This window comes from Microbulbifer magnicolonia (assembly GCF_035117725.1).
In the GTDB taxonomy this organism is placed as follows: Bacteria; Pseudomonadota; Gammaproteobacteria; order Pseudomonadales; family Cellvibrionaceae; genus Microbulbifer; species Microbulbifer magnicolonia.
In genome coordinates this window covers 323130-347069 of the sequence record NZ_JAYEFD010000002.1, presented here as the reverse complement: position 1 = coordinate 347069, position 23940 = coordinate 323130, and the positions used below count along the sequence as shown (strand labels likewise).

Annotated in this window: 18 protein-coding genes; 13 read left to right on the top strand and 5 right to left on the bottom strand. The window is 62.4% G+C overall.

The features are described from left to right. Positions 1–47 precede the first annotated feature (47 nt). The 4 genes from ruvX to gshB form a co-directional block, all read right to left on the bottom strand. Positions 48–482, bottom strand: a complete 435-nt coding sequence (gene ruvX / locus RRF64_RS10765) for a Holliday junction resolvase RuvX (RefSeq protein ID WP_323845888.1) — start codon at positions 480–482, stop codon at positions 48–50. Then, positions 475–1059, bottom strand: a complete 585-nt coding sequence (locus RRF64_RS10760; protein WP_323845887.1) for a YqgE/AlgH family protein — start codon at positions 1057–1059, stop codon at positions 475–477. The genes ruvX and RRF64_RS10760 overlap by 8 nt, the downstream gene beginning before the upstream one ends. A 39-nt stretch (positions 1060–1098) precedes the next feature. Next, entirely contained in the window at positions 1099–2007 is a 909-nt protein-coding gene (locus RRF64_RS10755; protein ID WP_323845886.1) for an energy transducer TonB, read from the bottom strand. A 61-nt stretch (positions 2008–2068) separates the two neighbouring features. Further along, entirely contained in the window at positions 2069–3025 is a 957-nt protein-coding gene (gshB, locus tag RRF64_RS10750; protein WP_323845885.1) for a glutathione synthase, read from the bottom strand. A 360-nt stretch (positions 3026–3385) separates the two neighbouring features. Here gshB and pilG point away from each other — a divergent pair, with 360 nt between their 5' ends. The 6 genes from pilG to RRF64_RS10720 all read left to right on the top strand — a co-directional run bounded on the left by pilG (position 3386) and on the right by RRF64_RS10720 (position 14077). After that, the gene (pilG, locus tag RRF64_RS10745) at positions 3386–3781 is read left to right on the top strand and encodes a twitching motility response regulator PilG (RefSeq protein ID WP_067084389.1); all 396 of its coding nucleotides are present in this window, start codon (positions 3386–3388) and stop codon (positions 3779–3781) included. A 259-nt stretch (positions 3782–4040) separates the two neighbouring features. Beyond that, positions 4041–4403, top strand: a complete 363-nt coding sequence (gene pilH, locus RRF64_RS10740) for a twitching motility response regulator PilH (protein WP_323845884.1) — start codon at positions 4041–4043, stop codon at positions 4401–4403. Between the two features lie 17 nt (positions 4404–4420). Continuing rightward, positions 4421–4960 (top strand): chemotaxis protein CheW, encoded by a 540-nt coding sequence (locus RRF64_RS10735; RefSeq protein ID WP_323845883.1) that lies wholly within the window; start codon positions 4421–4423, stop codon positions 4958–4960. 157 nt (positions 4961–5117) lie between these two features. Further along, complete coding sequence (locus RRF64_RS10730; RefSeq protein ID WP_323845882.1) at positions 5118–7262, top strand: methyl-accepting chemotaxis protein; 2145 nt, start codon at positions 5118–5120, stop codon at positions 7260–7262. 150 nt (positions 7263–7412) lie between these two features. Next, positions 7413–13535, top strand: a complete 6123-nt coding sequence (locus RRF64_RS10725) for an Hpt domain-containing protein (RefSeq protein WP_323845881.1) — start codon at positions 7413–7415, stop codon at positions 13533–13535. Between the two features lie 59 nt (positions 13536–13594). After that, the gene (locus tag RRF64_RS10720) at positions 13595–14077 is read left to right on the top strand and encodes a chemotaxis protein CheW (protein WP_323845880.1); all 483 of its coding nucleotides are present in this window, start codon (positions 13595–13597) and stop codon (positions 14075–14077) included. A gap of 95 nt (positions 14078–14172) precedes the next feature. Here RRF64_RS10720 and RRF64_RS10715 read toward each other — a convergent pair whose 3' ends face one another. Further along, on the bottom strand, positions 14173–16842 hold the full coding sequence (locus tag RRF64_RS10715; protein WP_323845879.1) for a penicillin-binding protein 1A: 2670 nt from the start codon (positions 16840–16842) through the stop codon (positions 14173–14175). Between the two features lie 146 nt (positions 16843–16988). On the opposite strand from RRF64_RS10715, the gene RRF64_RS10710 reads away from it, so the two are divergent. The 7 genes from RRF64_RS10710 to aroB all read left to right on the top strand — a co-directional run bounded on the left by RRF64_RS10710 (position 16989) and on the right by aroB (position 23732). Beyond that, a complete protein-coding gene (locus RRF64_RS10710; protein ID WP_323845878.1) occupies positions 16989–18065 on the top strand; it encodes a pilus assembly protein PilM in 1077 nt (358 codons plus the stop codon). 1 nt (position 18066) lies between these two features. Beyond that, on the top strand, positions 18067–18660 hold the full coding sequence (locus tag RRF64_RS10705; RefSeq protein ID WP_323845877.1) for a PilN domain-containing protein: 594 nt from the start codon (positions 18067–18069) through the stop codon (positions 18658–18660). A 2-nt stretch (positions 18661–18662) separates the two neighbouring features. Continuing rightward, positions 18663–19283, top strand: a complete 621-nt coding sequence (locus tag RRF64_RS10700) for a type IV pilus inner membrane component PilO (RefSeq protein ID WP_323845876.1) — start codon at positions 18663–18665, stop codon at positions 19281–19283. Beyond that, on the top strand, positions 19280–19810 hold the full coding sequence (locus tag RRF64_RS10695) for a pilus assembly protein PilP (protein WP_323845875.1): 531 nt from the start codon (positions 19280–19282) through the stop codon (positions 19808–19810). The genes RRF64_RS10700 and RRF64_RS10695 overlap by 4 nt, the downstream gene beginning before the upstream one ends. Further along, positions 19810–22026 (top strand): type IV pilus secretin PilQ, encoded by a 2217-nt coding sequence (locus tag RRF64_RS10690; RefSeq protein WP_323845874.1) that lies wholly within the window; start codon positions 19810–19812, stop codon positions 22024–22026. The genes RRF64_RS10695 and RRF64_RS10690 overlap by 1 nt, the downstream gene beginning before the upstream one ends. Continuing rightward, complete coding sequence (aroK, locus tag RRF64_RS10685) at positions 22026–22550, top strand: shikimate kinase AroK (protein WP_323846690.1); 525 nt, start codon at positions 22026–22028, stop codon at positions 22548–22550. The genes RRF64_RS10690 and aroK overlap by 1 nt, the downstream gene beginning before the upstream one ends. Before the next feature lie 96 nt (positions 22551–22646). After that, complete coding sequence (gene aroB / locus RRF64_RS10680; RefSeq protein ID WP_323845873.1) at positions 22647–23732, top strand: 3-dehydroquinate synthase; 1086 nt, start codon at positions 22647–22649, stop codon at positions 23730–23732. Positions 23733–23940: the final 208 nt, after the last annotated feature.

Sequence of the window (23940 nt, the reverse complement as noted above, 5' to 3'; positions counted from 1 at the left end):
TCTACCAGAGCGGCGCCTGCCCGTGGCCGCCCACGGGCTCGGGCGCTTCAGTGCGAACGCAGCCAGTCCTCGAGAAAGATGCGCGCGGCGATGGAATCCACCGGATCGCGGGCGTAGTTGCCCCGGTGGCCGCGCTCGAAGGCCTCTTCCTTGGCGGCGCGGGTGCTGAGGCGCTCGTCGACGAATTCGACTGGCAGGCCGGTGCGACCGTGCAGGCGCTGGCCGAACTTGCGCGCGCGGGCGCCGAACTCGCTCTCGCTGCCGTCCATATTGAGCGGCAGGCCCACCAGCAGGTAGTGCGGCTGCCACTCGTCGATCACCCGCTGCACCTGGGTCCAGTCGGGCTGGCCGTCTTTCGCCGGCAGCGGCGCCAGCTCGCGCGCGCTGCCGGTGAGGCTCTGGCCGAAGGCGACGCCGATGGAGCGGGTGCCGAAGTCGAAGGCGAGGGCGGTGACCGGCTTGTTCATCGCTGGCTCAGGCATGGCCCGCCTGGGAGCCAATTCCCGTCAGGTCGATACCGTGGCGCGCGGCGGCCATGTGCCAGCGCTTGTGCCAGGGCGTGGCGAAGAGGATCTCGGGTTCCGCGGGCAGGGTCAGCCAGGCGTTATCCACCAGCTCCTCTTCCAGCTGTCCGGGACCCCAGCCGGCGTAGCCCAGCGCCAGCAACACGTCGTCCGGACCGCGTCCGGCGGCGAGCGATTCGAGGATGTCCTTCGAGGCGGTGAGGCTGATGTCGGTGTTGATTTCCAGGGTAGAGTCAAACTTCATCCCGGTGCCGTGCAGCACAAAGCCCTGCTCCGGTGACATGGGCCCGCCCAGCAGCACCGTTTCATCGCCCCGCAGGCTGGCGTCTGCCAGCGACAGCTGTTCGAACACCTCTTTCCAGCGCACCTTGCTCGGCGTATTGATGACGATGCCCATGGCGCCATCATCCGTGTGCTCGATCATAAAGGCGATAGTCTGCTTGAAGCGCGGGTCCTCCATGCCGGGCATGGCCAGCAGGAACTGGCCGCGCAGGCCCCCGTGGGTCAGGTCGCTGTCAATATTGGTGTTGTGCATAGAGCCACTTTAATCGGATTGCGGGCGCAGAGAGGAAGTTTAGTCGCGCTGGGAGATTTCTCCGGTGGTGGTGGAAAAGCCGGTCATCTCGAAGCGCCAGGTGCGGATGATTTCCAGGCGGTCGGCCTCCTTGCGGATCTCCGCGGGAAAGGGGGCAAAGGGCGCGGACAGGCGCACGATCTGCTGTGCAGCGTCGTCCAGGACCCGTTCACCGGAGGAGTCCAGAATCACCACCTCTTCCACCGCGCCGGTGGGCAGCAGCCGCACCATCATGCGCAGACTGCCGGTAATCTGCCGCTGCAGGGCCTCTGCCGGGAAATTGTCGTTGCCCACCGCTTCCACTTTCTGTCGCCAGTCGTGCAGGTAGGCGGCGTCGGCAGACGCCCTGGTGGCAACCGAGGTGAGGCGGCGCACGCGCGGGCGCTGGGCGATGGTCTGGCGAATCTTGTCCAGCCGTGCCTGCAGGCTGGCGATCTCGGGGTTGGTCAGCGGCAGGTCGCTGGGCGCATCGCCGCGTTTCTCCTTCGATGGCTTGTCCTCGGCCGGCAGTTCGGGGGCCCAGTGCGGGCTGTTGCCGATGGTGGTCACCAGCTGACGGCGCTGCTCGGCCGGTCGCGCCATCTGCTGTTGTGGCAGCGGATTCACATCGCGGATCACCGTGTCCGCGATCTCGGCGCGGCGGTTACTGGACAGTTCCTTGGGGGGGTCGGCTGTACCGCTGGCCTGCTGGTTGTGCTGGGCCAGGTAGTCGGCATCCTCGGGGGCCTGGGCTGTGTGGTGTTGCGCCAGGGTCACCTCCAGCGTGGGCGGCGCCTGCCGGCCCTCCGGGGCGGCAAAAGCGACACCGAAAATCACCAGCGCGTGGAAGGCGCCGGCGAGAAACAGGGCGAACACAAAGCGGTCGTGCTGGGCGGCCTGAAGTTGCGTGCTGTTGGCGGTCGAATTCATTGTTCGTTATGGATTACTGCTTTTTATGTTCCGCTCAGCCTGTTCGCTGGGGCCGGCTAGTTTACCCCTTTTGGTCCAGCCGGTCTGTGACGGCGCTCATCAGCAGGCCGCCGATATCGGTGCCGTAGGCCGCATCTATCTCCCGTACGCAGGTGGGGCTGGTCACGTTGATTTCGGTCAGATATTCACCGATCACGTCCAGGCCCACGAACAGCAGCCCCCGTTCCTTCAGTGATGGTGCCACCTGCTCGACGATCCAGCGGTCGCGATCGGTCAGCGGGCGGGCTTCGCCGCGGCCGCCGGCCGCGAGGTTGCCGCGGGTTTCACCCGCCTCGGGAATGCGGGCGAGACAGTAGGGCACCGCTTCGCCGTCCACCACCAGTATGCGCTTGTCGCCGTTCTTGATCGCGGGGATATAGCGCTGGCCCATGATTTGCCTGCGGCCCCGGTCGGTGAGCATTTCCAGTATCGCGCCCAGGTTGGCGCCGTCCGGTTTGCAGTGAAAAACGCCGGTGCCGCCCATGCCGTCCAGAGGCTTGAAGATGGCATCCCGGTGGAGGTTGTGAAACTCGCGCAGCTTCTGCATGTCGCGGCTGACGATCAGCGGCGGGCAACATTGTGGAAAAGTGGTGGCAAAAATCTTCTCGTTGCAGTCGCGCAGCGCCTGCGGTTTGTTCACTATCAGTGCGCCTTCGCGTTCCGCCGCTTCGAGGATATAGGTCGAGTAGATGTACTCGTTGTCGAAGGGCGGATCTACCCGCATCAGCATGGTGTCGAGTTCACCGAGCGGCAATTCTGTGGCTTCCCCCAGTTCGAACCAGCGCGCGGGATCGTCGAATACCTGCAGCGCGCGGCCGCGCCCCATGGCGCGGCCGTTGTCTAGGTAGAGGTCACCCTGTTCAAAATAAAACAGCGCAAAGCCACTGCGCTGTGCGGCCTGCAGCAGTGCCAGCGTTGTGTCCTTCTTAAAGTTAATCTTGGCGATGGGATCCATCACCACTCCGAGAGAGTAACTCATACCGGTTTCCGTGCTGGTTGGAATTTCTTGAACAGGCGCCGCGTCTTGTCTGGAGCGCAGAGGCTTTCGGCCAGTGTCCGGCCTGCCGGGTAAGTAAGGTAAGAGTAGCCCGCCGCCGGTGCAACTCTTTAACGGTCGACCGCGCGCGACCCGGTCGCAGGTTGGCGATAAATTGTACTGTGTCGACGCGTGCCCGCTGCCTCCGGTGGATTCACTTGGGGTTCTGTGATAAAAGTTCCTCCCTATGTGCGACCTTGGCCAACCGAGGCGACCAGACCCCGCAAGTGGTTGAACAAAGGGTGCCGCTGGATCACTTTCAGGTGTGCCCGAAAATAAGTAAACAGGGGATTCAATAACACTATGGAGCTCAACTGGGAAAGCCTGACGGTGATGGTGATTGACGATAGTAAGACTATTCGTCGCACCGCGGAGACCCTGCTGCAAAAAGCGGGTTGCACGGTAGTCACCGCAACAGACGGTTTCGACGCGCTGGCAAAAATCGCCGACTCCCGTCCGGATATCATTTTTGTCGATATCATGATGCCGCGCCTGGATGGTTACCAGACCTGTGCGCTGATCAAGAACAACAGCGAATTCCGCTCGACGCCCGTGGTGATGTTATCGAGCAAGGACGGCCTCTTTGATAAAGCCAAGGGACGTGTAGTCGGCTGTGATCAATATTTGACCAAGCCGTTTAGCAAAAGCGAACTGCTGGGTGCAATCTCTGCCCATGCCAAGCCACATCACGCGGCCTGAGTGGTGAGCAGATAATAGTTGCGGCGAGTTGCTTCTCGTCGCGGAAGCATTCCAGGTTTCACCACCAGGCATCGGCCTGGGGAGGTGGTGCTGCAGAAAGCCCTGTTCCTTGTCCTGTTGGCGGGAATCGGGTGGCAATTGATCTAGGGCGAGTGAGCGGGGCGCGAATGGGTGCGTCGCTTGCTGATAATGACAACAAACCCGCGCAGTGCGGCGATCGCCGGTGCTGTTGCGGACAAGAAAAAGTCGCGGGGAACCAATGGCAAGAGTATTAATCGTTGACGACTCTCCAACAGAAACGCACAAGCTGACCACGATTCTGGAGAAGAATGGTCACGCCGTGATCGCTGCAACTAACGGCGAAAATGGTGTGGATGTCGCTCGCCAGGAGCGTCCCGATGTGATCCTGATGGATATTGTGATGCCGGGTCTGAATGGCTTCCAGGCCACTCGCCAGCTGAGCAAGGATGGGAGCACTGCGGGTATCCCGATCATTATCGTGACCACCAAGGACCAGGACACCGACCGCGTCTGGGGTATGCGCCAGGGAGCCCGCGCCTATCTGACCAAGCCTGTGGACGAGGGTAAGTTGCTGGGCACCATCGAGGAGGTGTTGGCCTAGCGGCCAGCTGCTTGCACGTGCAGTCACAGTCTCCCTATCTCGCACTGGTTGAGATCGCCAGGCGCGCCAAAGCGCAGGCTGCCGGCCTGCCCGGCCGTCAGGAAGTAAAACCCTACTGGACCGGCATCGGTTTCTCGCTGCTGGGTCATCGTTTTGTCGCGTCGATGGATGAGGTGGTGGAACTGCTCGAGGTGCCCCAGTACACGTTCATCCCGGGGGTTCAGTCCTGGGTGCGCGGGGTGGCCAACGTGCGCGGCCGCCTGCTGCCGCTGTTCGACCTGGCGGCGTTCTTTGGTGGTCATCTCAGCGGGCCGCGCCAGCGCCGGCGCGTGCTGGTCATCGAGCACGATAAGACGTATGCGGGATTGATTGTCGACGAGCTGCACGGAATGCAGCACTTGGCACTCGAATATGCCAAGGACGCGCCCGGCGACTTGCTGGAACCTTTCGCGCCGATGGTGAACGGTCAGTTTGTGCTGCAGCAGGGCCGCTGGCTGGTGTTTGATATGCAGGCACTGATCGGCGATTTTCAGTTTACAGATGCCGCGGCTCATTGAGTCGCGGCATGTTGATTTTCCGTCAGGAAACAATTCCGGGATCCGCAGGCAGTGTGAATTGTCGCACGATGACTGTGAGGTTTGTCTCGGGCAAAGCGTTAAATACGTTGGTGATAAAAAGAATTGGCCTGATGCACAGGTCCGCCAGGAGTAAATTATGAAAACAGGCTCCCAGAGTTCCTTTTCCGCGCTGCGCAGTAACCCCGCCGCGTTGTTTATGGGTCTGCTGGTACTCGCCACACTGGCGGGACTGATTGTCAGTATCTACCTGGTGCAGACCCAGGGCGATCGCGATAAGGGGTATCTGCAGCAGGTCGCGGAACTGCGTGCACTTTCCTATCAGGTGGTTTCCCACGCGCCGGCGGCGACAGCCGGTAACGAGGAGGCATTTGCCGAGCTGGAAAAGGTTATCGGTCAGATGGCCGCCACCTGGAGCCAGCTGCAGGGGGCGGATGCGGACACCCGTCGCGCGCTGGAATCCGAGCTGGCCGCTTACGGACAGGTCTGGCGTCAGGTGCGCGAGCAGGCCGACACCATTATCGGCAACAAGGACTCGATCATCTTCCTGAACGATGTGGCCAGTACCCTGAACGACTCGCTGCCGGAGCTGCAGGCCGAGCACAACAACATCGTGGAAATCCTGCTGGCCAATAACGCGCCGGCCAATCAGGTCGAGCAGGCCCAGTTGCAGGTCTGGCGCGCGGAGCGTATCGGCCGGAACATCGACAAGATGCTGCAGGGTGGCGATGACGCCGAGTCCGCGGCAGACCAGTTCAATACCGACGCCAGCCTGTTCGGTAAGGTGGTAGAGGGCATGAAGAGCGGTGACGTGGTGATGGGTATCTCCCGCGTGACCGACGAAGAGGCCCGCCAGTCCCTGGATGAAATTACCGAGCTGTTCGAGTTCGTGAGTTCCTCGGTGCGCGAGATCTTCGAAGCCACGCCGGCACTGTTCGCCACTCGCCAGGCCGCCGACGGCATCATCGCCTCCTCGCCACAGCTGCTGGAATCTCTGAGTACACTGAATGACCGCATCGTGAACCTGTCCGGTGAGCGCCAGCCGAACAACCAAACCATCGCCATCATCGCGGGTGTGTTCGTGCTGCTGATCTTCGGCATGATGATCGCGGCCTTCTCCGGTACCCGCCGCAGCCTGCGTGAAGAATCCGATACCAATGAGCGCAACCAGCAGGCCATTATGCAGTTGCTGGACGAGCTGGCCGATCTCGCCGACGGTGACCTGACCACCTCCGCCACGGTGACCGAGGCCTTCACCGGTGCAATTGCCGACTCCATCAACTACACGATCGACCAGCTGCGGGTACTTGTAAGCCGAATCAACGGTGCGGCCCAGGAAGTATCCGGCCTGTCGCAGGAAACCCAGCAGACCGCCCTGCACCTGGCCGAGGCGTCCGAGCACCAGGCCCAGGAAATTGCCGGTGCCTCCGCGGCCGTGAACGAAATGGCCGTGACCATTGACCAGGTATCGGCCAACGCCGCCGAATCGGCCCAGGTAGCGGAGCGCTCGGTACAGATCGCGAGCAACGGCGCCAAGGTGGTACAGAACACCATCAAGGGCATGGATACCATCCGCGAGCAGATTCAGGACACCTCCAAGCGAATCAAGCGGCTGGGTGAATCCTCCCAGGAGATTGGTGACATCGTAAGCCTGATTAACGACATTGCCGACCAGACCAACATTCTGGCCCTTAACGCCGCCATTCAGGCCAGCATGGCCGGCGACGCGGGCCGCGGCTTCGCGGTGGTTGCGGACGAGGTACAGCGCCTCGCGGAACGTTCCGCCGCGGCGACCAAGCAGATCGAGGGTCTGGTAAAGGCGATTCAGTCGGACACCAACGAAGCCGTAGTCTCGATGGAGCAGACCACCACCGAAGTTGTGCGCGGTGCCCGTCTGGCGCAGGACGCCGGTGTTGCCCTGGAAGAGATCGAGAGCGTATCCACAAACCTGGCATCGTTGATTCAGAACATTTCCAACGCGGCGCGCCAGCAGGCCTCCTCCGCGGGTCACATCTCCAACACGATGAATGTGATTCAGGAGATTACCTCGCAGACTTCGGCCGGTACCCAGGCTACCGCCCAATCCATTGGTAACCTCGCCAAAACCGCCAACGCCCTGCGCGAATCCGTCGCCGGCTTCAAGCTGCCGGAAGTGGAGAGCGTCGAGGACAATGGCGAACTGTACGATGTGGAATTGCCGGAAATGGGCGATGAGGATTTCTCACTGCTGGACAGTGACGAAGTCGATGCCCTCGAGACACGCGATGATCGGGTCCTGGCCTGATCGGCACTGAAAGTGTGTTCGATGCCCGATATGCGCTGAGCGGTGCAGGGCAGAAGATGGCGCACGGAATTACTTCCGGGTTTTCGCGGGCTGAAAACCGCACCGGGAAGCATTGCGCCCGCGTACAGAATGAATTACTGAGGACTTGGCGTGAGTCACGACAATCCGAACTTCCTGGCCCTCGACTGGCTGACGGGCGAGATCAATGAGACGCTGGCGCAGGCGCGCCAGCAGCTGGAGACGTTTGCCTCGAACGCCGGTGGCGCCGACGGAGAGTCCGCGGACACGGCGCTGCTGAAAAACTGCCTCGAGTTGATCCACCAGGTGCACGGCAGTCTGCACATGGCCGAGCTGACCGGCGCCGCCATGCTCGCAGAGGAAATGGAGCAGCTGGTTCAGGCACTGGCCAGCGGTGAAGTGGAAAACAGTGACGAAACGCGCGAGTTTCTGATGCGCGCTCTACTCGAGCTGCCACTGTACCTCGAAAAAGTATCCTTCCAGCGTCGCGACAATGCGGTGCTGTTGCTGCCCCTGCTCAACGATTTGCGCGCGGTACGCCGCGAGCGTCTCATCACCGAGGGCGCGCTTTTCTCCCCGGACCTCTCCCTGCTGGATGAGATCTCTGGCAAGCGCCAGCCACTCACCGCCGACAGCGCCAGGCTGCAGGAACTGGTGGGCAAACTGCGCAAGATGTACCACGTGGCCGGTGCGGGCCTGATTCGCGACGTCAACAGCGGGGAGAGCCTTGCCTATCTGGTCAAGGTGACCGAGAAGATGTCGCTGCTGTACAGCGGCAGTCCGCGCCAATCTCTGTGGGGAATTCTGCTCGGCATCTTCGAGGCCATCGGCGAACACCGCATCAACGTCCTGCCGGCGCTGCGCCAGCTGTTGCGCCGCATCGATGTGGAATTCCGCCTGCTGCAGGGCCGCGGCGCCAAGGTGCTGGACGCGCGACCGGATCGCGACCTGGCGCGCAACCTGCTGTTCTACGTGTATCTGGCGGGCCCGAATGGCACGCGCTGCCAGTCGCTGTACAAGACCTATGCGCTGGATAAGGCCGTCCCGGGTACCCCGCGTCCCGATACCGAGGACGCGCTGGCGATGGGTCCCGACGCGCTGGGAACCGCCGTGGCGGCGCTGCGCGAAGAACTGCAACTGGTGCGCGAAGCGCTTGAGCCCGGCACCGCCGGCGCGGAGCGGCCGCCGCTATCCGACACCGCCGCCATTGCCAAGCGCCTGGCGGATACACTCGGGGTGTTGGGCCTGGAAAGCCAGCGCGGTCGCGCGCGCGCGATTTACGAATGCCTGCGCGACGCCTCCCGCGGTGGAGATCTGGATGAGCTGCTGATGCGGGCCGCCGGCGACCTTGTGCAACTGGACAGCGCGCTGGCGGCGACCGTCGCGCGCAACAAGCGCGTGGATGACGATCAGCCGCTGATGGGCGACGCCACCGATACGGTACTGCGCGAGGCGCGCCTGGGGTTGGAGGCGGTCAAAGAGGCGGTGGTGGAGTACATCGCCAGCCACTGGGACGTCAGTTACCTGAACCGGGTGCCGGAGCGGCTGCAAGAGGTCTGCGGCGGCCTGGATATGGTGGGCTACAACCGCGCCGGTGAAATTGTCGGTGCCTGTAAACGCTATATCACTGAGCAGCTGATCGATGCGGCGGAGCAGCCGGAGTGGAAGCTGCTGGATACCCTGGCCGATGCGATCACCAGTGTCGAATACTACCTGGAGCGCCGCGCGGACGGCATCGAAGATGCCGACATGCTGCTGGCACTGGCCGAAGACAGTGTAGCCACGCTGGGCTTCGCAGTGACCGATGAAAGTCTGGTGTCGGCGGCGACCAGCCCGGTGAGTCCGGCCGGAATTGGGCCGGGGGGAAATACCGCCGATGAAGACGCGGTGTTGGACGGCTTCACCCTGGATGAAGATTTCGACAGCGCACCGGCGCGAGGCGCCGATGAGATCGCAGCCAGTGGCGAGGAGGACAGTTGGTTTGCCACTGCCGAGCCCGCTGAGGCCGACGGCGCCGATGCGCACGCTGCTGAGTCGGAAGACGCAGAGGCAATCAGCCCCCGCGCGGCAGCTGTTTCTGTGGTCCGCGAAACTGAAGCGGAAAGTGTGTCTGTGGCGCCAGTGCAGAACACGCCCACGCCGGTTCTGGCCGATGACGACGACAGTTTGATCGACGATGAAATTGTCGAGATATTTCTTGAGGAGGCGGCCGAAGTTCTCGACACCATCGGCCACTACTTCCCGCAGTGGGCAGCCAACTTTGCCGACCGGGATGCGCTGGTGGAATTCCGTCGCGGCTTCCACACCCTGAAGGGCTCGGGCCGCATGGTGGAAGCGCTCGAGATCGGCGAACTCGCCTGGGCTGTGGAAAGCATGCTCAACCGGGTGATCGACGAGACTGTCAAGCCGCAGCGCGCCCATGCGGAACTGGTCGAACAGGTGCGTCAGAAGCTGCCGTCGATGATCGAAGGTTTCCGCCTCGGCAGCGGCGACCCGGACGCGGCGCGCACGGCGCAGCTGGAGGGTTGGGCCAAGCAGCTGTCGCGGGGGGAAATACCGGCGGATCTGCCACTGCAGGACGCTCCGCATACTTCGGCAGCGGAGCGAGAAGAGCGAGCGCCACTCGGTGAAGACAACGACCAGTTGTGGGAGATCTTCGCCCAGGAGGCGGAGACGCACTTGGCGGCGGTGGAGGAATTCCTCGCAGACATGCGCGCTGCGGCCCCGCTCTACGGCGTGCCATCGGATCCGCTGCATCGCGCGCTGCACACCTTAAAGGGTTCCGCCCACATGGCGGAGGTAACGGTGGTGGCGCAGCTGGTGGCACCGTTGGAGCGCTTCGCCAAGGAGTTGCGCACCTATCAGGTAGCGATCGATGCCGACATTTACGACCTGATCAGCGACGGCGCGGACTATGTCCGCGAAGCGCTGGAGCAGATTCGCGCGGGCGAAGCGCTGGCGATCGAAAAATCCGAGCAGTTCCTCGCGCGTGTGACGGAACTTCAGGAGCGCGCTGTCGGCCACCTGATCCGCGAGCGCGAGGCCAATGAGCCGAGAGCGGTGGATCCACAGCTGCTGGCCGTCATCATGGCCGACGGCATGAAGGTACTGCTGGACGCCGATCAGATGCTGAATCAGTGGCGCGCCCACCCGGGCGAAAAGTCGCTGCTGACGCCGGTGGCGGAAGAACTGCATATCCTGCAGGAGGCGGCGAGCCGCGCGCAGTTGCCGACACTCGCCGAGCTGGCGCAGCTGCTGCTCGACGTCTACCGCAAGGTTATCGACGGCAGCCTGGAAGAGGAGCCCGCACTCTGGGCCGCGCTCGAGCAGGGCCACAACGAGTTGCTGGATCTGGTCGACGCAGTCGCCGCGGCGCAGGATCTGCCCGAAGTCAGCGAGGCCGTGGGCGAAGCGCTGCGCTATCTCGCCCAGGGTGAGAGTGGCACGGCCGACGAAGATGACTTCGACTGGGCGGAACTCGGTATCGACAGCGTCGATCTGCCGACCACCGATGCGACTTCGCACGAGAACAGCAGTGCGGAAGACTCCGACTTTGGCGAGCTGAGTTTCGACGACCTGGTCGTCGCCGAGGGTTCGCACGGCGCGGATCCGCTTCCCGCGGAGGCGCTCGAAGAGGCGCCGCCGGCCGCAACCGTCGAATTTGTCGAAGAGCCGACTGCGCCGGAAGAGAGTGCGGCGACCAAAGCTGCGCCCCTCGACGACATCGAGCTGCAAAAAGTGATCGCGGAGATCGATCCGGACGTAGTCGATGTATTTATGGAGGAGGCCGGCGAGCTGACCGATGAACTGGAAGAGCTGATCCAGGCGTGGGAGCAGGAGCCGGCCGATCGCAGTCAGGCGGAAGCGCTGAAGCGCGTACTGCATACTTTCAAGGGCGGTGCGCGTATGGCCGGCCTGATGGGGCTCGGCGAGGTAGCGCACCGCTTCGAAACCGTTATCGAGGGTATGCAGGGCAGCGCCCAGCCGTCGGCCGAGTTCTTTGCCGATGCGCACGCGATCTATGATCGCCTCGCCGGCGGCGTCGAAACCGTGCGCGCCTGGATGGCGGGTGAGCAGCTGGACGCCTTTGCGCAGCTGCTCAGCACCCGCTGGGCAGACGAGCAGCTGGCCGAAGATGCCGACCCCGAAGACTACGGCATCGAGTCGCGCGGCCTGCCGGGCGCGGCGGATCACAGCAGTGCTCCGGTGCTCGAGCCGGAAGTGGAAATGCCGCTGATCCAGGAGCAGGCAGAAGCCTCCGATGCGCCCGCGGCTGTGCCCGCCGCGCAATTGCCGGAACCGACTGCGGCTGCGCCCGCGGCGGAAGCCGGCAGCAATGTGCTGCCCTTCATCCGCAAGAAAAACCGGCTGGGCGAGCGCGATTCCGGCAATCCGTCGAGAAATCAGCCGCAGGAGATGGTGCGGGTCGCCGCTGAACTGCTCGAGGAACTGGTAAACCTCGCCGGCGAGACGTCAATCTCCCGCGGTCGCCTCGAGGAGCAGGTGAGTGAATTCGGCTTTGCGCTGGACGAGATGGATGCGACCCTGCAGCGCCTGAACGAACAGCTGCGCCGGCTCGATGCTGAAACGGAAGCACAGATCCTGTTCCGCCAGGAACAGCTCGCGGAGCAGGACGACTCCTTCGACCCGCTGGAGATGGACCGCTACTCCTCCCTGCAGCAGCTGTCGCGCTCGCTGCTGGAATCGACGTCGGACCTGATGGAATTGCGCTCCACACTCGGCAACAAGACGCGCGACACCGAGACGCTGTTGCTGCAGCAGTCGCGGGTCAATACCGAGCTGCAGGAGGGCCTGATGCGCAGCCGCATGGTGCCTTTCTCGCGCCTGGTGCCGCGTCTGCGCCGCATCGTGCGCCAGGTCAGCGCCGAGCTGGGCAAGCAGGTGGACCTGGTATTCTCCAACGTCGAAGGCGAGCTGGACAGGTCGATGCTCGAGCGGATGGTAGCGCCGCTGGAGCATATGTTGCGCAATGCGGTGGACCACGGTATCGAGACGCCGGAGCGGCGCGCCGCAACCGGCAAGCCGGAGCGCGGGCGCATCAATGTCGCGCTGGCACGCGAGGGCAGCGAGGTGGTGCTCACCATCAGTGATGACGGTGCCGGTATCAATCTGATGAAAGTTCGCCAGAAAGCGGTGGACAGCGGCCTGATGCGGCCCGACGCCGAGCTGTCAAACAGCGAGATCATGCAGTTCATCCTGCAGGCGGGCTTCAGTACCGCGGACAAGGTTACCCAGATCTCCGGTCGCGGCGTGGGTATGGACGTGGTGTCCGCGGAGATCAAGCTGATCGGCGGTACCGTGCATATCAATTCCCAGGCCGGCCTCGGCACGGAATTCGTCGTGCGGCTGCCTTTCACCGTCTCGGTCAACCGGGCGCTGATGGTCAAGATCGGCGAGGACCTGTTCGCGCTGCCGCTCAACACGATCGAAGGTATCGTCCGCCTGAGCCCGTTCGAACTGGAGCACTACTACCGCTCCAGCGATGCCCGCTTCGAATATGCGGGAGAGCCCTATCAGGTGAGCTACTTCGGCACGCTGCTGCAGTCGGAGGCGCAGCCGAAGCTGAGTGTCGAGGATATGCAGTTGCCGGTACTGCTGGTGCGCTCCGAGGACCATGCGATGGCGCTGCAGGTGGACGCGATCATGGGCAGCCGCGAGATCGTGGTGAAGAGCCTAGGGCCGCAGTTCGCCAGTGTGCAGGGGGTTTCCGGCGCTACGGTTACCGGTGACGGCACGGTGGTGGTGATCCTCGACGCCCACGCTCTGCTGCGGCGTCAGGCCGCGCAGCTGGCGCGGCCCGATATGCCGCGACTGGAGGTCGAATCCAAGGCGGAGGCGAAGCCGGAACAGCGGCAGCAGACGGTCATGGTGGTGGATGACTCGGTGACCGTGCGCAAGGTGACTTCCCGCTTCCTTGAGCGCGAGGGTTATCAGGTCAGCACGGCCAAAGACGGCCAGGACGCGGTGATCCAGTTGCAGGATCACATTCCGGACTTGATTCTGCTGGACATCGAGATGCCGCGTATGGACGGCTTCGAGGTGGCGCGGCATATCCGCTCCAGCAGCCGCCTGCGGGATATACCCATAGTGATGATCACCTCGCGTACCGGTAAGAAGCACCGCGACCACGCGATGTCACTAGGTGTGAATCACTATCTGGGCAAGCCCTACCAGGAAGAAGTGCTGCTGGCGACGATCCGCGAATACACCGGCGAGTCGGCGGTCGGCGGTTAGCGATTGGTAAACTTGTCCGAAGGTAGAGCTCCGGATGAATAACGCAAAAGAGATGGGCGATGAGTGGAGTTGAAGCACTGCCAGTGGATGTGCCGCAGGAAGTGAGCAGCTTGCTGCTGCCGCTGGCGGACGGCCAGCTACTGGTTCCGGTAGACACCTTGTCAGAGGTGATCGCGATGCAGACCCCGGTGGCCGCCTACGATGCGCCGACCTGGTATCTGGGCGAACTGAATTGGCGCGAGCAGCGCCTGCCACTGCTGTCGTTTGAAGTCATGCGCGGCCAGCCGCTGACCGCTGCCAGTTACAGCGGGCGCATCGCCGTGTTGAATACCGGCAATCCCCGCGGTGACCTGCCGTTCTTTGCGTTGATACTGCAGGGCACGCCGCGCCTGGTGCGGGTCACTCCGGATGAGCTGGCCCGGCGCGAGCGGGCCTGCCGCCAGGGTGAGTTGATGCATGTGGCACTGTCCGGTGAGGAGGCGGTAATTCCCGACTTGTCCGAACTTGAGCGCGCCTGTCTCGAGTACCGCGGCCGGCGGTAAAAAATGCCGGGGGCGAGTGCTTGCGGCCGCTTCGAAGACCGCAATTAGAAACGGGGCCAATTGGCCCCGTTTCTAGTTGCGGTGATAGGTGCAAGTCAGAACAGCTCTTCCGGCAGGGATTCGCTCGGCTGCTCGTCCCGCGGCTCGCCGTCGCCGTCACCGTCGCCGTCGTCATTGGAGTAGGCCGGCTGGTAGGAGCTGTATGTCTGGCGCCCCGGCACTCGGTCCGCGCGGAATATCTCGAACGTGCCGCCGCCCGAAGTCCGCAGCCCGGTGCGGGGATTGATGCGCACAGTCACGATGTCATCTGGCTGTGGCAGATGGCGTTCGGGCATTCCCTCCAGCGCGGTGGTCATAAAGTCGATCCAGATCGGCAGCGCCGCGGAGCCGCCATACTCATTCTTGCCCAGCTCACCATTGGAATCGAAGCCGACCCAGGCACTGGTGGCCAGGTGCGGGCTGTAGCCGGAGAACCAGGCGTCGCGGGGCCCGTTAGTGGTACCCGTCTTGCCGGCGATATCGCCGCGCTTCATCGCCAGCGCGCGACGCCCGGTGCCCTTCTTGATCACGTCCTTCAGGATCGAGTCCATGATATAGGTTGTCTGTGCCGACATGGCCCGCGGCGCGCGCGGGCGGGCCTGCTCGCTCGCGCCATCGAGCGGGCCGACTGCCAGGGTGCGCAGCTCGACCGGCTCCTCGCCGGGCTCCATCGCACTGGCCTCCATCTGCAGATCGGCCAGATCCAGCGGCTCCCGCGACAGTGGCCTGTCGTCGCCCGGCTCCGGGCATTCGTGGCAGACGGTCAGCGGCAGGGCCTGGTAGACGACCTCGCCATTGACGTCCAGAACGCGGTCGACCAGATAGGGCTCAACGCGATAGCCGCCGTTGGCAAAAGCCGCATAGCCACGCACCATCTCCAGCGGCGTCAGCGCCGAGCTGCCCAGTGCGATCGTCAGGTTGCGCGCCAACTTGCTGCGTTCGAAACCGAAGCGCTCCACGAAACCGAGCGCATAGTCGATGCCGAGCGCCTGCAGCAATCGGATGGAGACCATGTTGCGGGACATGTACAGCGCCTTGCGCAGCGGGGTCGGGCCGAGAAAGGTGCCGCCATCATTCTCCGGCCGCCAGACGTCCTGCAGGTTGGTTTCCTCGAATATGATCGGTGCGTCGTTGACCATACTGGCCGCGGTATAACCCTTCTCGATCGCCGAGGCGTAAATGAACGGCTTGAAGTTGGAACCGGGTTGGCGCGCGGCCTGGGTTACGCGGTTGAAGTGACTCTGGCGGAAGTCGTAGCCGCCGACCAGGGCGCGGATGGCGCCATCCTCGGGGGCGAGAGAGACCAGTGCGCCCTGCGCGGCGGGCACCTGCGCCAGATGCCATTCCTCCCGCACCCGCGGGTCTGCGGTATCTACACTCTGTTCGCCGGGATCGGCGAAGGGGTCGGGGGTCGGCGCTTCGCCGGCTTCGCTGAGCGCTTCAGCCGGGATTTCCGCCGCAGCGGCGCTCACCTCCACCCGGCGCAGGCGCACCACATCGCCGGGCGCAAACATCTCGTCGGCGGATTGCAGGCGCGGCCCGCGGGCATTTTCGGACAGATAGGGGCGAATGGACTCGAGCCCATTTTCCCAGGGGATCTCGACGACCCGCCGGTCGCGCAACTGCACCTGCAGGCGCTGCGCCTCGACGGCGGTGACCACTGCGGGTTCCAGACCGCCGAGGACTGGAATCTCATTGAGCAGATCGACCAGCTGATCGCTGTCGGTCAGCAGCTCCGGGTCCAGCCGCTGTTCCGGGCCGCGATAGCCGTGGCGGGCATCGTAGGTTTCCAGCCCGTGTTGCAGCGCCTCGCGCGCGGCATCCTGCAGGCGGCTGTCGACGGTGGTAATGATCTGGTAACCGTCGGTATAGGCACTGTCTCCGAACAGCTCAACGGCTTCCTTGCGGGCCATTTCGGCGATATAGGGAGCATCTAGGTCCAGATCCCGGCCGTGGTAACTGGCCGTGACCGGTGCGGTAATGGAGTTCTTGTACTCGTCCTGGTCGATATAGCCCAGCTCCAGCATGCGCTTGAGGATCCAGTTGCGGCGGAGCAGCGCGCGGGTCGGGTTGGCGATCGGGTTGTAGGTGGAGGGCGCCTTCGGCAGGCCGGCCATCATGGCCCACTGGGCCAGGTTCAGCTCATTGATGTCCCGGCCGTAATACACATGGGCGGCGGCCTGGAAGCCGTAGGCGCGGTTGCCGAGAAAGATCTTGTTGATATACAGCTCGAGAATGTCGTCCTTGGACAATTCCTGCTCGATCTGCAGCGATAGCAGGATTTCATTGAACTTGCGCACGAAGCGCTGTTCGCGGGTGAGGAAGAAATTGCGCGCGACCTGCATGGTCAGGGTGCTGCCGCCGGACTGGATCGAGCCGGTTTGCAATAATTGTGAAACAGCTCTCATCAACCCTTTAATAGAAACGCCGTTGTGGGAGTAAAATCCCGCGTCCTCGGCGGCCAGTACGGCCTTGATGAACAGCTCCGGTGTCTGCTCGATATTAATCGGGTTGCGCCGCTTCTCGCCGAACTCCCCGATCAGCTTCATATCTCGCGAGTAGACGCGCAGCGGGGTCTGCAGGCGGATATCGCGCAGACTCTCTACCGAGGGCAGGCCGGGCTTCAGGTACAGGTAGATGCTGGCAAAGGCCATGGCTGCTGCGGCGGCACCGGCGAGGCCAAGCCAGAGCAGGGATAGCAGGCGATTGCGGGCTTTTTCGGTCATGGAATCGCTTCTGTGTACGTCTTAGTAAGATCGGGTGAATAATTATACGAATATTGTGCGCTGATACCTATGCAATTGGCGGTTGCAGCTGTAATTTAAAGTGCTATAACATCAAACTCTCATAACCCACGGAAAAGATAAGAAAAATGGGGATGCTCCCTTTTCTCAACAAAGGCCCTAAGGCCATGCTGGGACTCGATATTAGCTCCACCGCGGTCAAGTTGCTGGAGCTAAGTCGCAATGGCGACAAATACCGGGTCGAATGTTACGCCGTAGAGCCCCTGCCTCCGAACGCGGTTGTGGACAAGAATATCAACGATATAGGCGCCACTGCCGAGGCCATCCGCAAGGTGGTGCGCCGCTCGAAGACACGCCTCCGCCAGGCCGCGGTGGCCGTATCCGGCTCGGCGGTCATCACCAAAACCCTGGAAATGCCCGCCGATCTTTCCCAGGACGCCCTGGAAGCGCAGATAGCGCTGGAAGCGGACCAGTACATCCCCTATCCGCTCGACGAAGTGAACCTGGATTTCGAAGTCCAGGGGCCATCGGACAAGGGCGAAGGCCAGGTGGAGGTACTGCTGGCGGCCTGTCGCAGCGAGAATATCGAACAGCGGGTATCCGCCCTCGGTGAGGCCGAGCTCCAGGCCGGGGTGGTGGATGTGGAAGCCTACGCGATCGAGCGGGCCTACACGCTGCTGGAGCGCCAGTTCCCGCCCCAGGAACAGCTGGTGGTGGCGGTGATCGATATCGGTGCGACCATGAGCGCCCTGTCGGTCCTGGTGGACGGTCGGACCGTGTACACCCGCGAGCAGTTATTCGGTGGGCGCCAGTTGACCGATGAGATACAGCGCCGCTACGGGCTCTCCGCCGAGGAGGCCGGGCTGGCCAAGCGCCAGGGCGGCAGCGGCCTGCCGGACGATTACTACCCCGAGGTGCTGGAACCCTTCCGCGACGCGGTAGTCCAGCAGGTCACCCGCTCCCTGCAGTTCTTCTACTCCTCCACCTCCTACAGCGACGTCGATTACATCCTGCTCGGCGGCGGCGTTGCGGCGATGGACGGGCTGGCGGATCTGGTCAGTCAAAAGCTCAACAAGCCCGCTGTCGTGGCCAATCCATTTCTGGACATGGCGGTGGCCTCCCGGGTCAACCGTCAGGCGCTGGCGAGCGAGGCGCCGTCGCTGATGATTGCCGCCGGCCTGGCTATGCGCGAGAAGGAGTACTGAGATGGCCAAGATTAACCTCTTGCCCTGGCGCCAGGAGTACCGCGCACAGAAACAGAAGGAATTCCAGCAGGTCGCCCTGCTGGTGGTGATGGCGGCCGGTGTCTTCGCCTTCTTGTGGATGAAGACCGTAGACGGTCAGGTGGCCAGCCAGAACGAGCGCAATCAGCTATTGCAGACGGAGATCGCCGCACTCGACAAGCAGGTACGGGAAATCAAGGACCTGAAGAAGCGCCGTCAGCAGCTCATCGACCGCATGCGCGTGATCCAGGAGTTGCAGGGCAACCGCCCGCTGGCGGTACGCTACTTCGACGAAATGGTGCGCGCGACACCAGAGGGCCTGTGGCTCACCGATTTGAAACGCAAAGGGAACGCGATGGAAATCGCCGGCGTGGCGGAATCCAATAATCGCGTGTCCTCCTTCATGCGCAACCTGGATCAGTCCGACTGGTACGAGTCTCCCAATCTCACCGGTGTAACCGCCAAGCCGGAGTTTGGTGAACAGGCCAGTGCCTTCCAGTTGACGGTCAATGTCAGCGGGCGCAAAAAAGAAGAGCAAGAAGACGCCGGTAACGACCTGGCTAAGAAAGGACCCTGATCATGGCACTGGAGGATTCGCTCAAGAAATTGAATGAACTCGATATCAACGATATCGACTTCTCGCGGGTTGGGGTCTGGCCGCTCGCCGGGCGCATTGCATTGTTGATTGTGATCGCGGCACTGTTGGTTGGTGGCGGTTACTATTTCATGATCAGCGACCGCTATCAGCAGCTGGAGTTTGCTGTAAATAAGGAAAGAGAGCTGTTTACGCAGTTCGAGAAAAAATCTTTCGAGGCGGCCAACCTGGATGCCTACCGCGAGCAGCTGGCGGAGATGGAGGAGACATTCGGTGCGCTCTTGAAGCAGCTGCCGAAGGACACCGAAGTGCCGGGATTGCTCGAGGATATCGATGAATTTGGTCGCGGCAGCGGCCTCACCATCCAGAAAGTCGCGCTGGAAAATGAGCAGGTCGGCGAATTCTACGTAGAGCTGCCGATCCGCATCGAAGTGCAGGGCGGCTATCACGAATTCGGTGCATTCGTGAGTGGCATAGCCGGCATGCCGCGCATCGTGACTCTGCACGATTTCGAGATCAAGGCAAATAAAAATAGCGGTACCCTGCTCAGTATGGTGATTAATGCCAAGACCTACCGCTATAAGGATCAGGGGGAAGAGGGATGAGTAAATACATTGCCCTGTTAGCCGCCCTCCTGGCGATGGGCGGCTGCAGCATTGATGGCGATCACAGCGATCTGCGCCAGAAGATGGTCGCGGTCAAGCACAAGCCCAAAGGCCAGATAGAGCCCATACCGACATTCACCCCCTACAGCCCCTATGTGTATAGCGCTGCCGCGCAGCGCAGCCCGTTTACCCGACCGGTACTGGAATCGGATCAGCGGCTGGTAGGCCGCCGGCTGGATATAGCGCCGGATCAGAACCGCCAGCGCGAACTGCTGGAAGGCTTCAATTTTGATGCTCTGTCGTTGGTGGGCACGCTGTCGCGAAGTGGTCAGCTGTGGGCGCTGATCGATGACGGCGAGGGCGGTATCCACCGCATCACCACCGGCAACTTTTTGGGCAAGAACCACGGGCGGGTGGTCAACGCCACCGCGTCACAGCTCGACGTATTGGAAATAGTACCGGATGGCACCGGTGGCTGGATTGAAAGGCCGCGGGCGCTGACTTTGGAAGAGAAGGACAACCGATAATGATCAACAAGCAACTCGCCAGAGTATTGGCTCCCTTCCGGGTTCTGTTGCTGGGAATGGCATTGATGCCCGGGGTATTGCAGGCACAGGTCAATCAGCTCAACGATATCCAGTTTTCCGAACTGCCCGGCGGTCGCGCCCAGCTGCGGCTGACCTTCAGTGATGTTCCGCCGGAACCGACCGGCTACACCATCGAACAGCCGGCGCGCATCGTCATGGATTTCGCCGGTGTGGAAAGCGCTCTGCCGCAGAAAAAATACTCTCTCGGAATCGGCAGTGCGCGCAGCGCGGTGGTGGTTTCCGGCGAGGACCGCACACGACTGATCGTCAACCTGGATGAGCTGCCGGTGTACACCAGCGAGCGCAAGGGCAATCAAGTCGTGCTGGAAATCGGTGCTGACTCTGCGACGGCGGCTGCTACCGTTGCCGCAGCACCCGTGCGACAGGCTCACGAGGAGGGAATGAGCCTCGGCGGACAGAAGCAGTTCCGTGCCGCAGGCAAGGTCTCCATCAGCAATGTGGATTTCCGCCGCGGCGAAGGCGGTGAAGGCAAGGTGATCGTCAGTCTTACCGATCCGGCGGTGAATATCGATGTAGAGCGGACCAAGGGCAAGATCTACCTGACCTTCCTCGGCGCCGAGCTGCCCGAATCCCTGCGCCAGCGCCTGGACGTCACTGACTTCGCCACCCCGGTCAACTCCATCACCGTGGACTTCGATGGTCGCAACACCGTGATCGCGGTCGATCCCGCCGGAACGGATTACGACTACCTGGCTTACCAGGCAGACAATGAATATGTGTTGAGCGTCAAACCGCTGTCCGCGGTGGCGGTACGTGAGAAACAGAAGGAGTTCCAGTTCAGCGGTGAGAAGCTGTCGCTGAACTTCCAGGACATCGAGGTGCGCTCGGTCCTGCAGTTGATTGCGGACTTCACCGACCTCAATCTGGTTGCCAGCGACACGGTACAGGGTCGCATCACCCTGCGCCTCGACGGCGTGCCCTGGGATCAGGCGCTCGAACTGATCCTGAAGGCTAAGGGGCTGGACAAGCGTCAGGAAGGCAACGTGATTATGGTGGCGCCGGCGGCGGAAATCGCCGAGCGCGAGCGCCAGGAACTGGAAACCCGCAAGCAACTGGAAGAATTGGCGCCGCTGCGCACCGAATATATTCACGTGCGCTATGCGGATGCGCGCGAGTTGTTTACTCTTTTCCAGGGTGACCGCCAGGGTGGGGGCGGTGGCGGTTTTAACCAGGGCAATTTTGCCGGCGGCCGCCAGGATGCCGATCAGCGCAGTATCCTTTCAACCCGCGGCAGCGCCATCGTCGACGAGCGCACCAATACCATCATCCTGACGGACACCGAGGAGAGGATTGCCCAGTTCCGCCAGCTGATCGAGGCGATCGACATCCCGATCCGGCAGGTGATGATCGAGGCGCGCATCGTCAATGCCAACTCCGATTTCCTGCGCGAGTTTGGGGTGCGCTGGAACTACACCGAGAGCCACAATATCGATGACGACAAGATCGGTATCGGCTCCGGTGCGCAGGACAGCTCCAGCGTTATCGGCAACGGTTCCGTGCCCAGCGTTTCCTCCCCGATCAGTATCCACGATTCGCCGCTGGTGGATCTGGGGATCGCCAACCCGGCCGGCAGCGTTGCCTATGCAATCCTGAAGGACAACTTGTATATCGGCCTGGAGCTGCAAGCTCTGGAAGATGTGGGCAAAGCTGAAGTTGTGTCTCAGCCCAAGGTGGTCACCGGCGACAAGCAGCGGGCCACTATCGAGTCCGGCACCGAGATCCCCTACCTGGAGGCGACCTCTTCCGGTGCCGCTTCGGTCACCTTCCGCGAGGCGGTGCTGGGACTGGACGTGACGCCCCAGATTACGCCGGACAACAACATCATTATGGAGCTACAAGTTAATCAGAATAGCGTCGGTGAGATTTTTTCATTGGGTGAAAATGTTCAGGTCCCACTGATCAACGTCAATTCGCTACAAACCAAAGTGCTCGTGCGCAACGGCGAGACCATTGTGCTGGGCGGCATCTTCGAGAGCAGCGTCGTGGAGGGCGAGACCAAGATCCCGCTGCTCGGCGATATGCCCTTTATCGGCCACCTGTTCAAGACCACCTCACGCCAGGATGACAAGCGCGAGCTGCTGATGTTCATCACGCCGCGCATCATGGAAGACGACATTTTCTACGACGCTAAGTGATCAACCGCGCCATCTTTCTTGTCGGTCCCATGGGGGCCGGCAAGTCCACCATCGGCAAACTGCTGGCGGCTCAGTTGCAACTGCCATTTGCCGACTCCGACAAGGTGCTGGAGGAACGTACCGGCGCCGATATTCCCTGGATCTTTGATGTCGAGGGCGAGGCGGGCTTTCGCCGACGCGAGAGCGAAGTGCTGCGGGAGCTCTGCCGCGGCCCTACCCAGGTGGTGGCCACCGGCGGTGGCATAGTGCTGATGGAAGAGAACCGGCGACGCCTGCAGAAGTACGGCTTGGTGGTCTACCTGCAGGCGAGTGTGGAACAGTTGTTGGAGCGCACGTCGAAGAGCGGCAACCGTCCGCTGCTGCAGGTCGAGGATCCGCGCGCACGTATCATCGAGCTGCTGCAGCAGCGCGATCCGCTGTACCGCGAAGTGGCGGATATTATCTGCGATACCGACCACTGTACCCCCAAGCAGGCTGCCCTGATGGTCGCCGAGCGCTTAGCGCAGGACGAGACCTCCCAATAGTCATCCGCGACCCTGTGCTAAAGTGCCTTCCGGTTTCGCACCGGCGGCGCCGCTGCGCGCGTGCGAAGTTCAACTCTGGCCAATTAGGAGGGCGCCGTGCACTGCCTGAATGTGGAACTGGGAGAGCGCAGCTATCCCATCGTTATCGGATCGCAACTGTTGGGGAACCCGCAGTATCTGCTGCCCTATATCCGCGGCAAGCAGGTTTGTGTGGTGACCAACGAAACTGTCGCCCCGCTGTATCTGTCCCGCCTGCTGGCCGGGCTGTCTGAATTCGATCGGGTCGATACTATCGAGCTGCCCGACGGTGAAGCCTTCAAAACCCTCGACACCGTCAACCGCATTTTCGACCTGCTGCTCGAACGCCGGCACAACCGCAGCACCACGCTGATCGCGCTCGGTGGTGGAGTCATCGGCGATATGACCGGCTTTGCGGCCGCCTGCTACCAGCGCGGCGTCGACTTCGTCCAGGTGCCGACGACGCTGCTGGCGCAGGTGGATTCCTCTGTCGGCGGCAAGACCGGCGTCAATCACCCGCTCGGCAAGAACATGATCGGCGCTTTCTACCAGCCGCGGGTGGTACTGGCGGACATGGATACTCTGGCGACGCTGCCGGAACGGGAGCTCTCTGCCGGCATCGCCGAGGTGATCAAATACGGCCTTATCTGCGACGAACCCTTTTTCCACTGGCTGGAGGACAACGTCGCGCGGCTGATGGCGCGGGAGCCGCAGGCGCTGGCCTACGCGGTGGACCGCAGCTGTCGCGACAAGGCCGCGGTGGTGACGGAAGACGAGCGCGAGTCCGGTCGCCGGGCGATGCTCAACTTCGGCCATACCTTCGGCCACGCCATAGAAACGGTGCAGGGCTACGGCCAGTGGCTGCACGGCGAAGCGGTGGCCGCGGGCATGGTCATGGCCGCGGAGCTGTCACGGCTGCGCGGCACTATCGAGGCTGAGCTGGTAGACCGCCTGCGCGCCCTGCTGGCCGCGGCAAAGCTGCCGCAGGCGGCACCGCGCGGCATGTCAGTGCAGCAGTTCCTCGACGCCATGGCGGTAGACAAGAAAGTACTGGACGGCCGGCTGCGCCTGATCCTGCTGCGCGCACTGGGCGACGCGCAGATCGTTGAAGATACGCCGAAGGAGCTGATTGCGCGGGCACTGCGCAACTGCGGCGCCGTGTGATATGCCGCACGCCATCCGGCTCTGTGTGAGGACTGATTACCATTGCCGGTCGTCAAAAGAAGATAAGTCGGTTTTGCTGCCCGTTGGCAGACGATAAGTCTGTCAAATCTTGCAATTGCAGATGTACGCAAGTAATATTGCGCGCCCCCGCGGAAAAACCGACGGGAAGGACAAAGCCAACAAGAACAAAAAAGCCCCGCAAGCGGGC

What these genes read in the sequence shown, in the direction of transcription:
- RRF64_RS10690 (WP_323845874.1), top strand. Translation starts at nt 19,810, where the DNA reads ATGATCAACAAGCAACTCGCCAGAGTATTGGCTCCCTTCCGGGTTCTG.
- RRF64_RS10755 (WP_323845886.1), bottom strand. Translation starts at nt 2,007, where the DNA reads ATGAATTCGACCGCCAACAGCACGCAACTTCAGGCCGCCCAGCACGAC.
- RRF64_RS10705 (WP_323845877.1), top strand. Translation starts at nt 18,067, where the DNA reads ATGGCCAAGATTAACCTCTTGCCCTGGCGCCAGGAGTACCGCGCACAG.
- ruvX (WP_323845888.1), bottom strand. Translation starts at nt 482, where the DNA reads ATGCCTGAGCCAGCGATGAACAAGCCGGTCACCGCCCTCGCCTTCGAC.
- RRF64_RS10730 (WP_323845882.1), top strand. Translation starts at nt 5,118, where the DNA reads ATGAAAACAGGCTCCCAGAGTTCCTTTTCCGCGCTGCGCAGTAACCCC.
- RRF64_RS10715 (WP_323845879.1), bottom strand. Translation starts at nt 16,842, where the DNA reads ATGACCGAAAAAGCCCGCAATCGCCTGCTATCCCTGCTCTGGCTTGGC.
- RRF64_RS10710 (WP_323845878.1), top strand. Translation starts at nt 16,989, where the DNA reads ATGGGGATGCTCCCTTTTCTCAACAAAGGCCCTAAGGCCATGCTGGGA.
- RRF64_RS10695 (WP_323845875.1), top strand. Translation starts at nt 19,280, where the DNA reads ATGAGTAAATACATTGCCCTGTTAGCCGCCCTCCTGGCGATGGGCGGC.
- pilH (WP_323845884.1), top strand. Translation starts at nt 4,041, where the DNA reads ATGGCAAGAGTATTAATCGTTGACGACTCTCCAACAGAAACGCACAAG.
- RRF64_RS10760 (WP_323845887.1), bottom strand. Translation starts at nt 1,059, where the DNA reads ATGCACAACACCAATATTGACAGCGACCTGACCCACGGGGGCCTGCGC.
- gshB (WP_323845885.1), bottom strand. Translation starts at nt 3,025, where the DNA reads ATGAGTTACTCTCTCGGAGTGGTGATGGATCCCATCGCCAAGATTAAC.
- RRF64_RS10700 (WP_323845876.1), top strand. Translation starts at nt 18,663, where the DNA reads ATGGCACTGGAGGATTCGCTCAAGAAATTGAATGAACTCGATATCAAC.
- RRF64_RS10720 (WP_323845880.1), top strand. Translation starts at nt 13,595, where the DNA reads ATGAGTGGAGTTGAAGCACTGCCAGTGGATGTGCCGCAGGAAGTGAGC.
- pilG (WP_067084389.1), top strand. Translation starts at nt 3,386, where the DNA reads ATGGAGCTCAACTGGGAAAGCCTGACGGTGATGGTGATTGACGATAGT.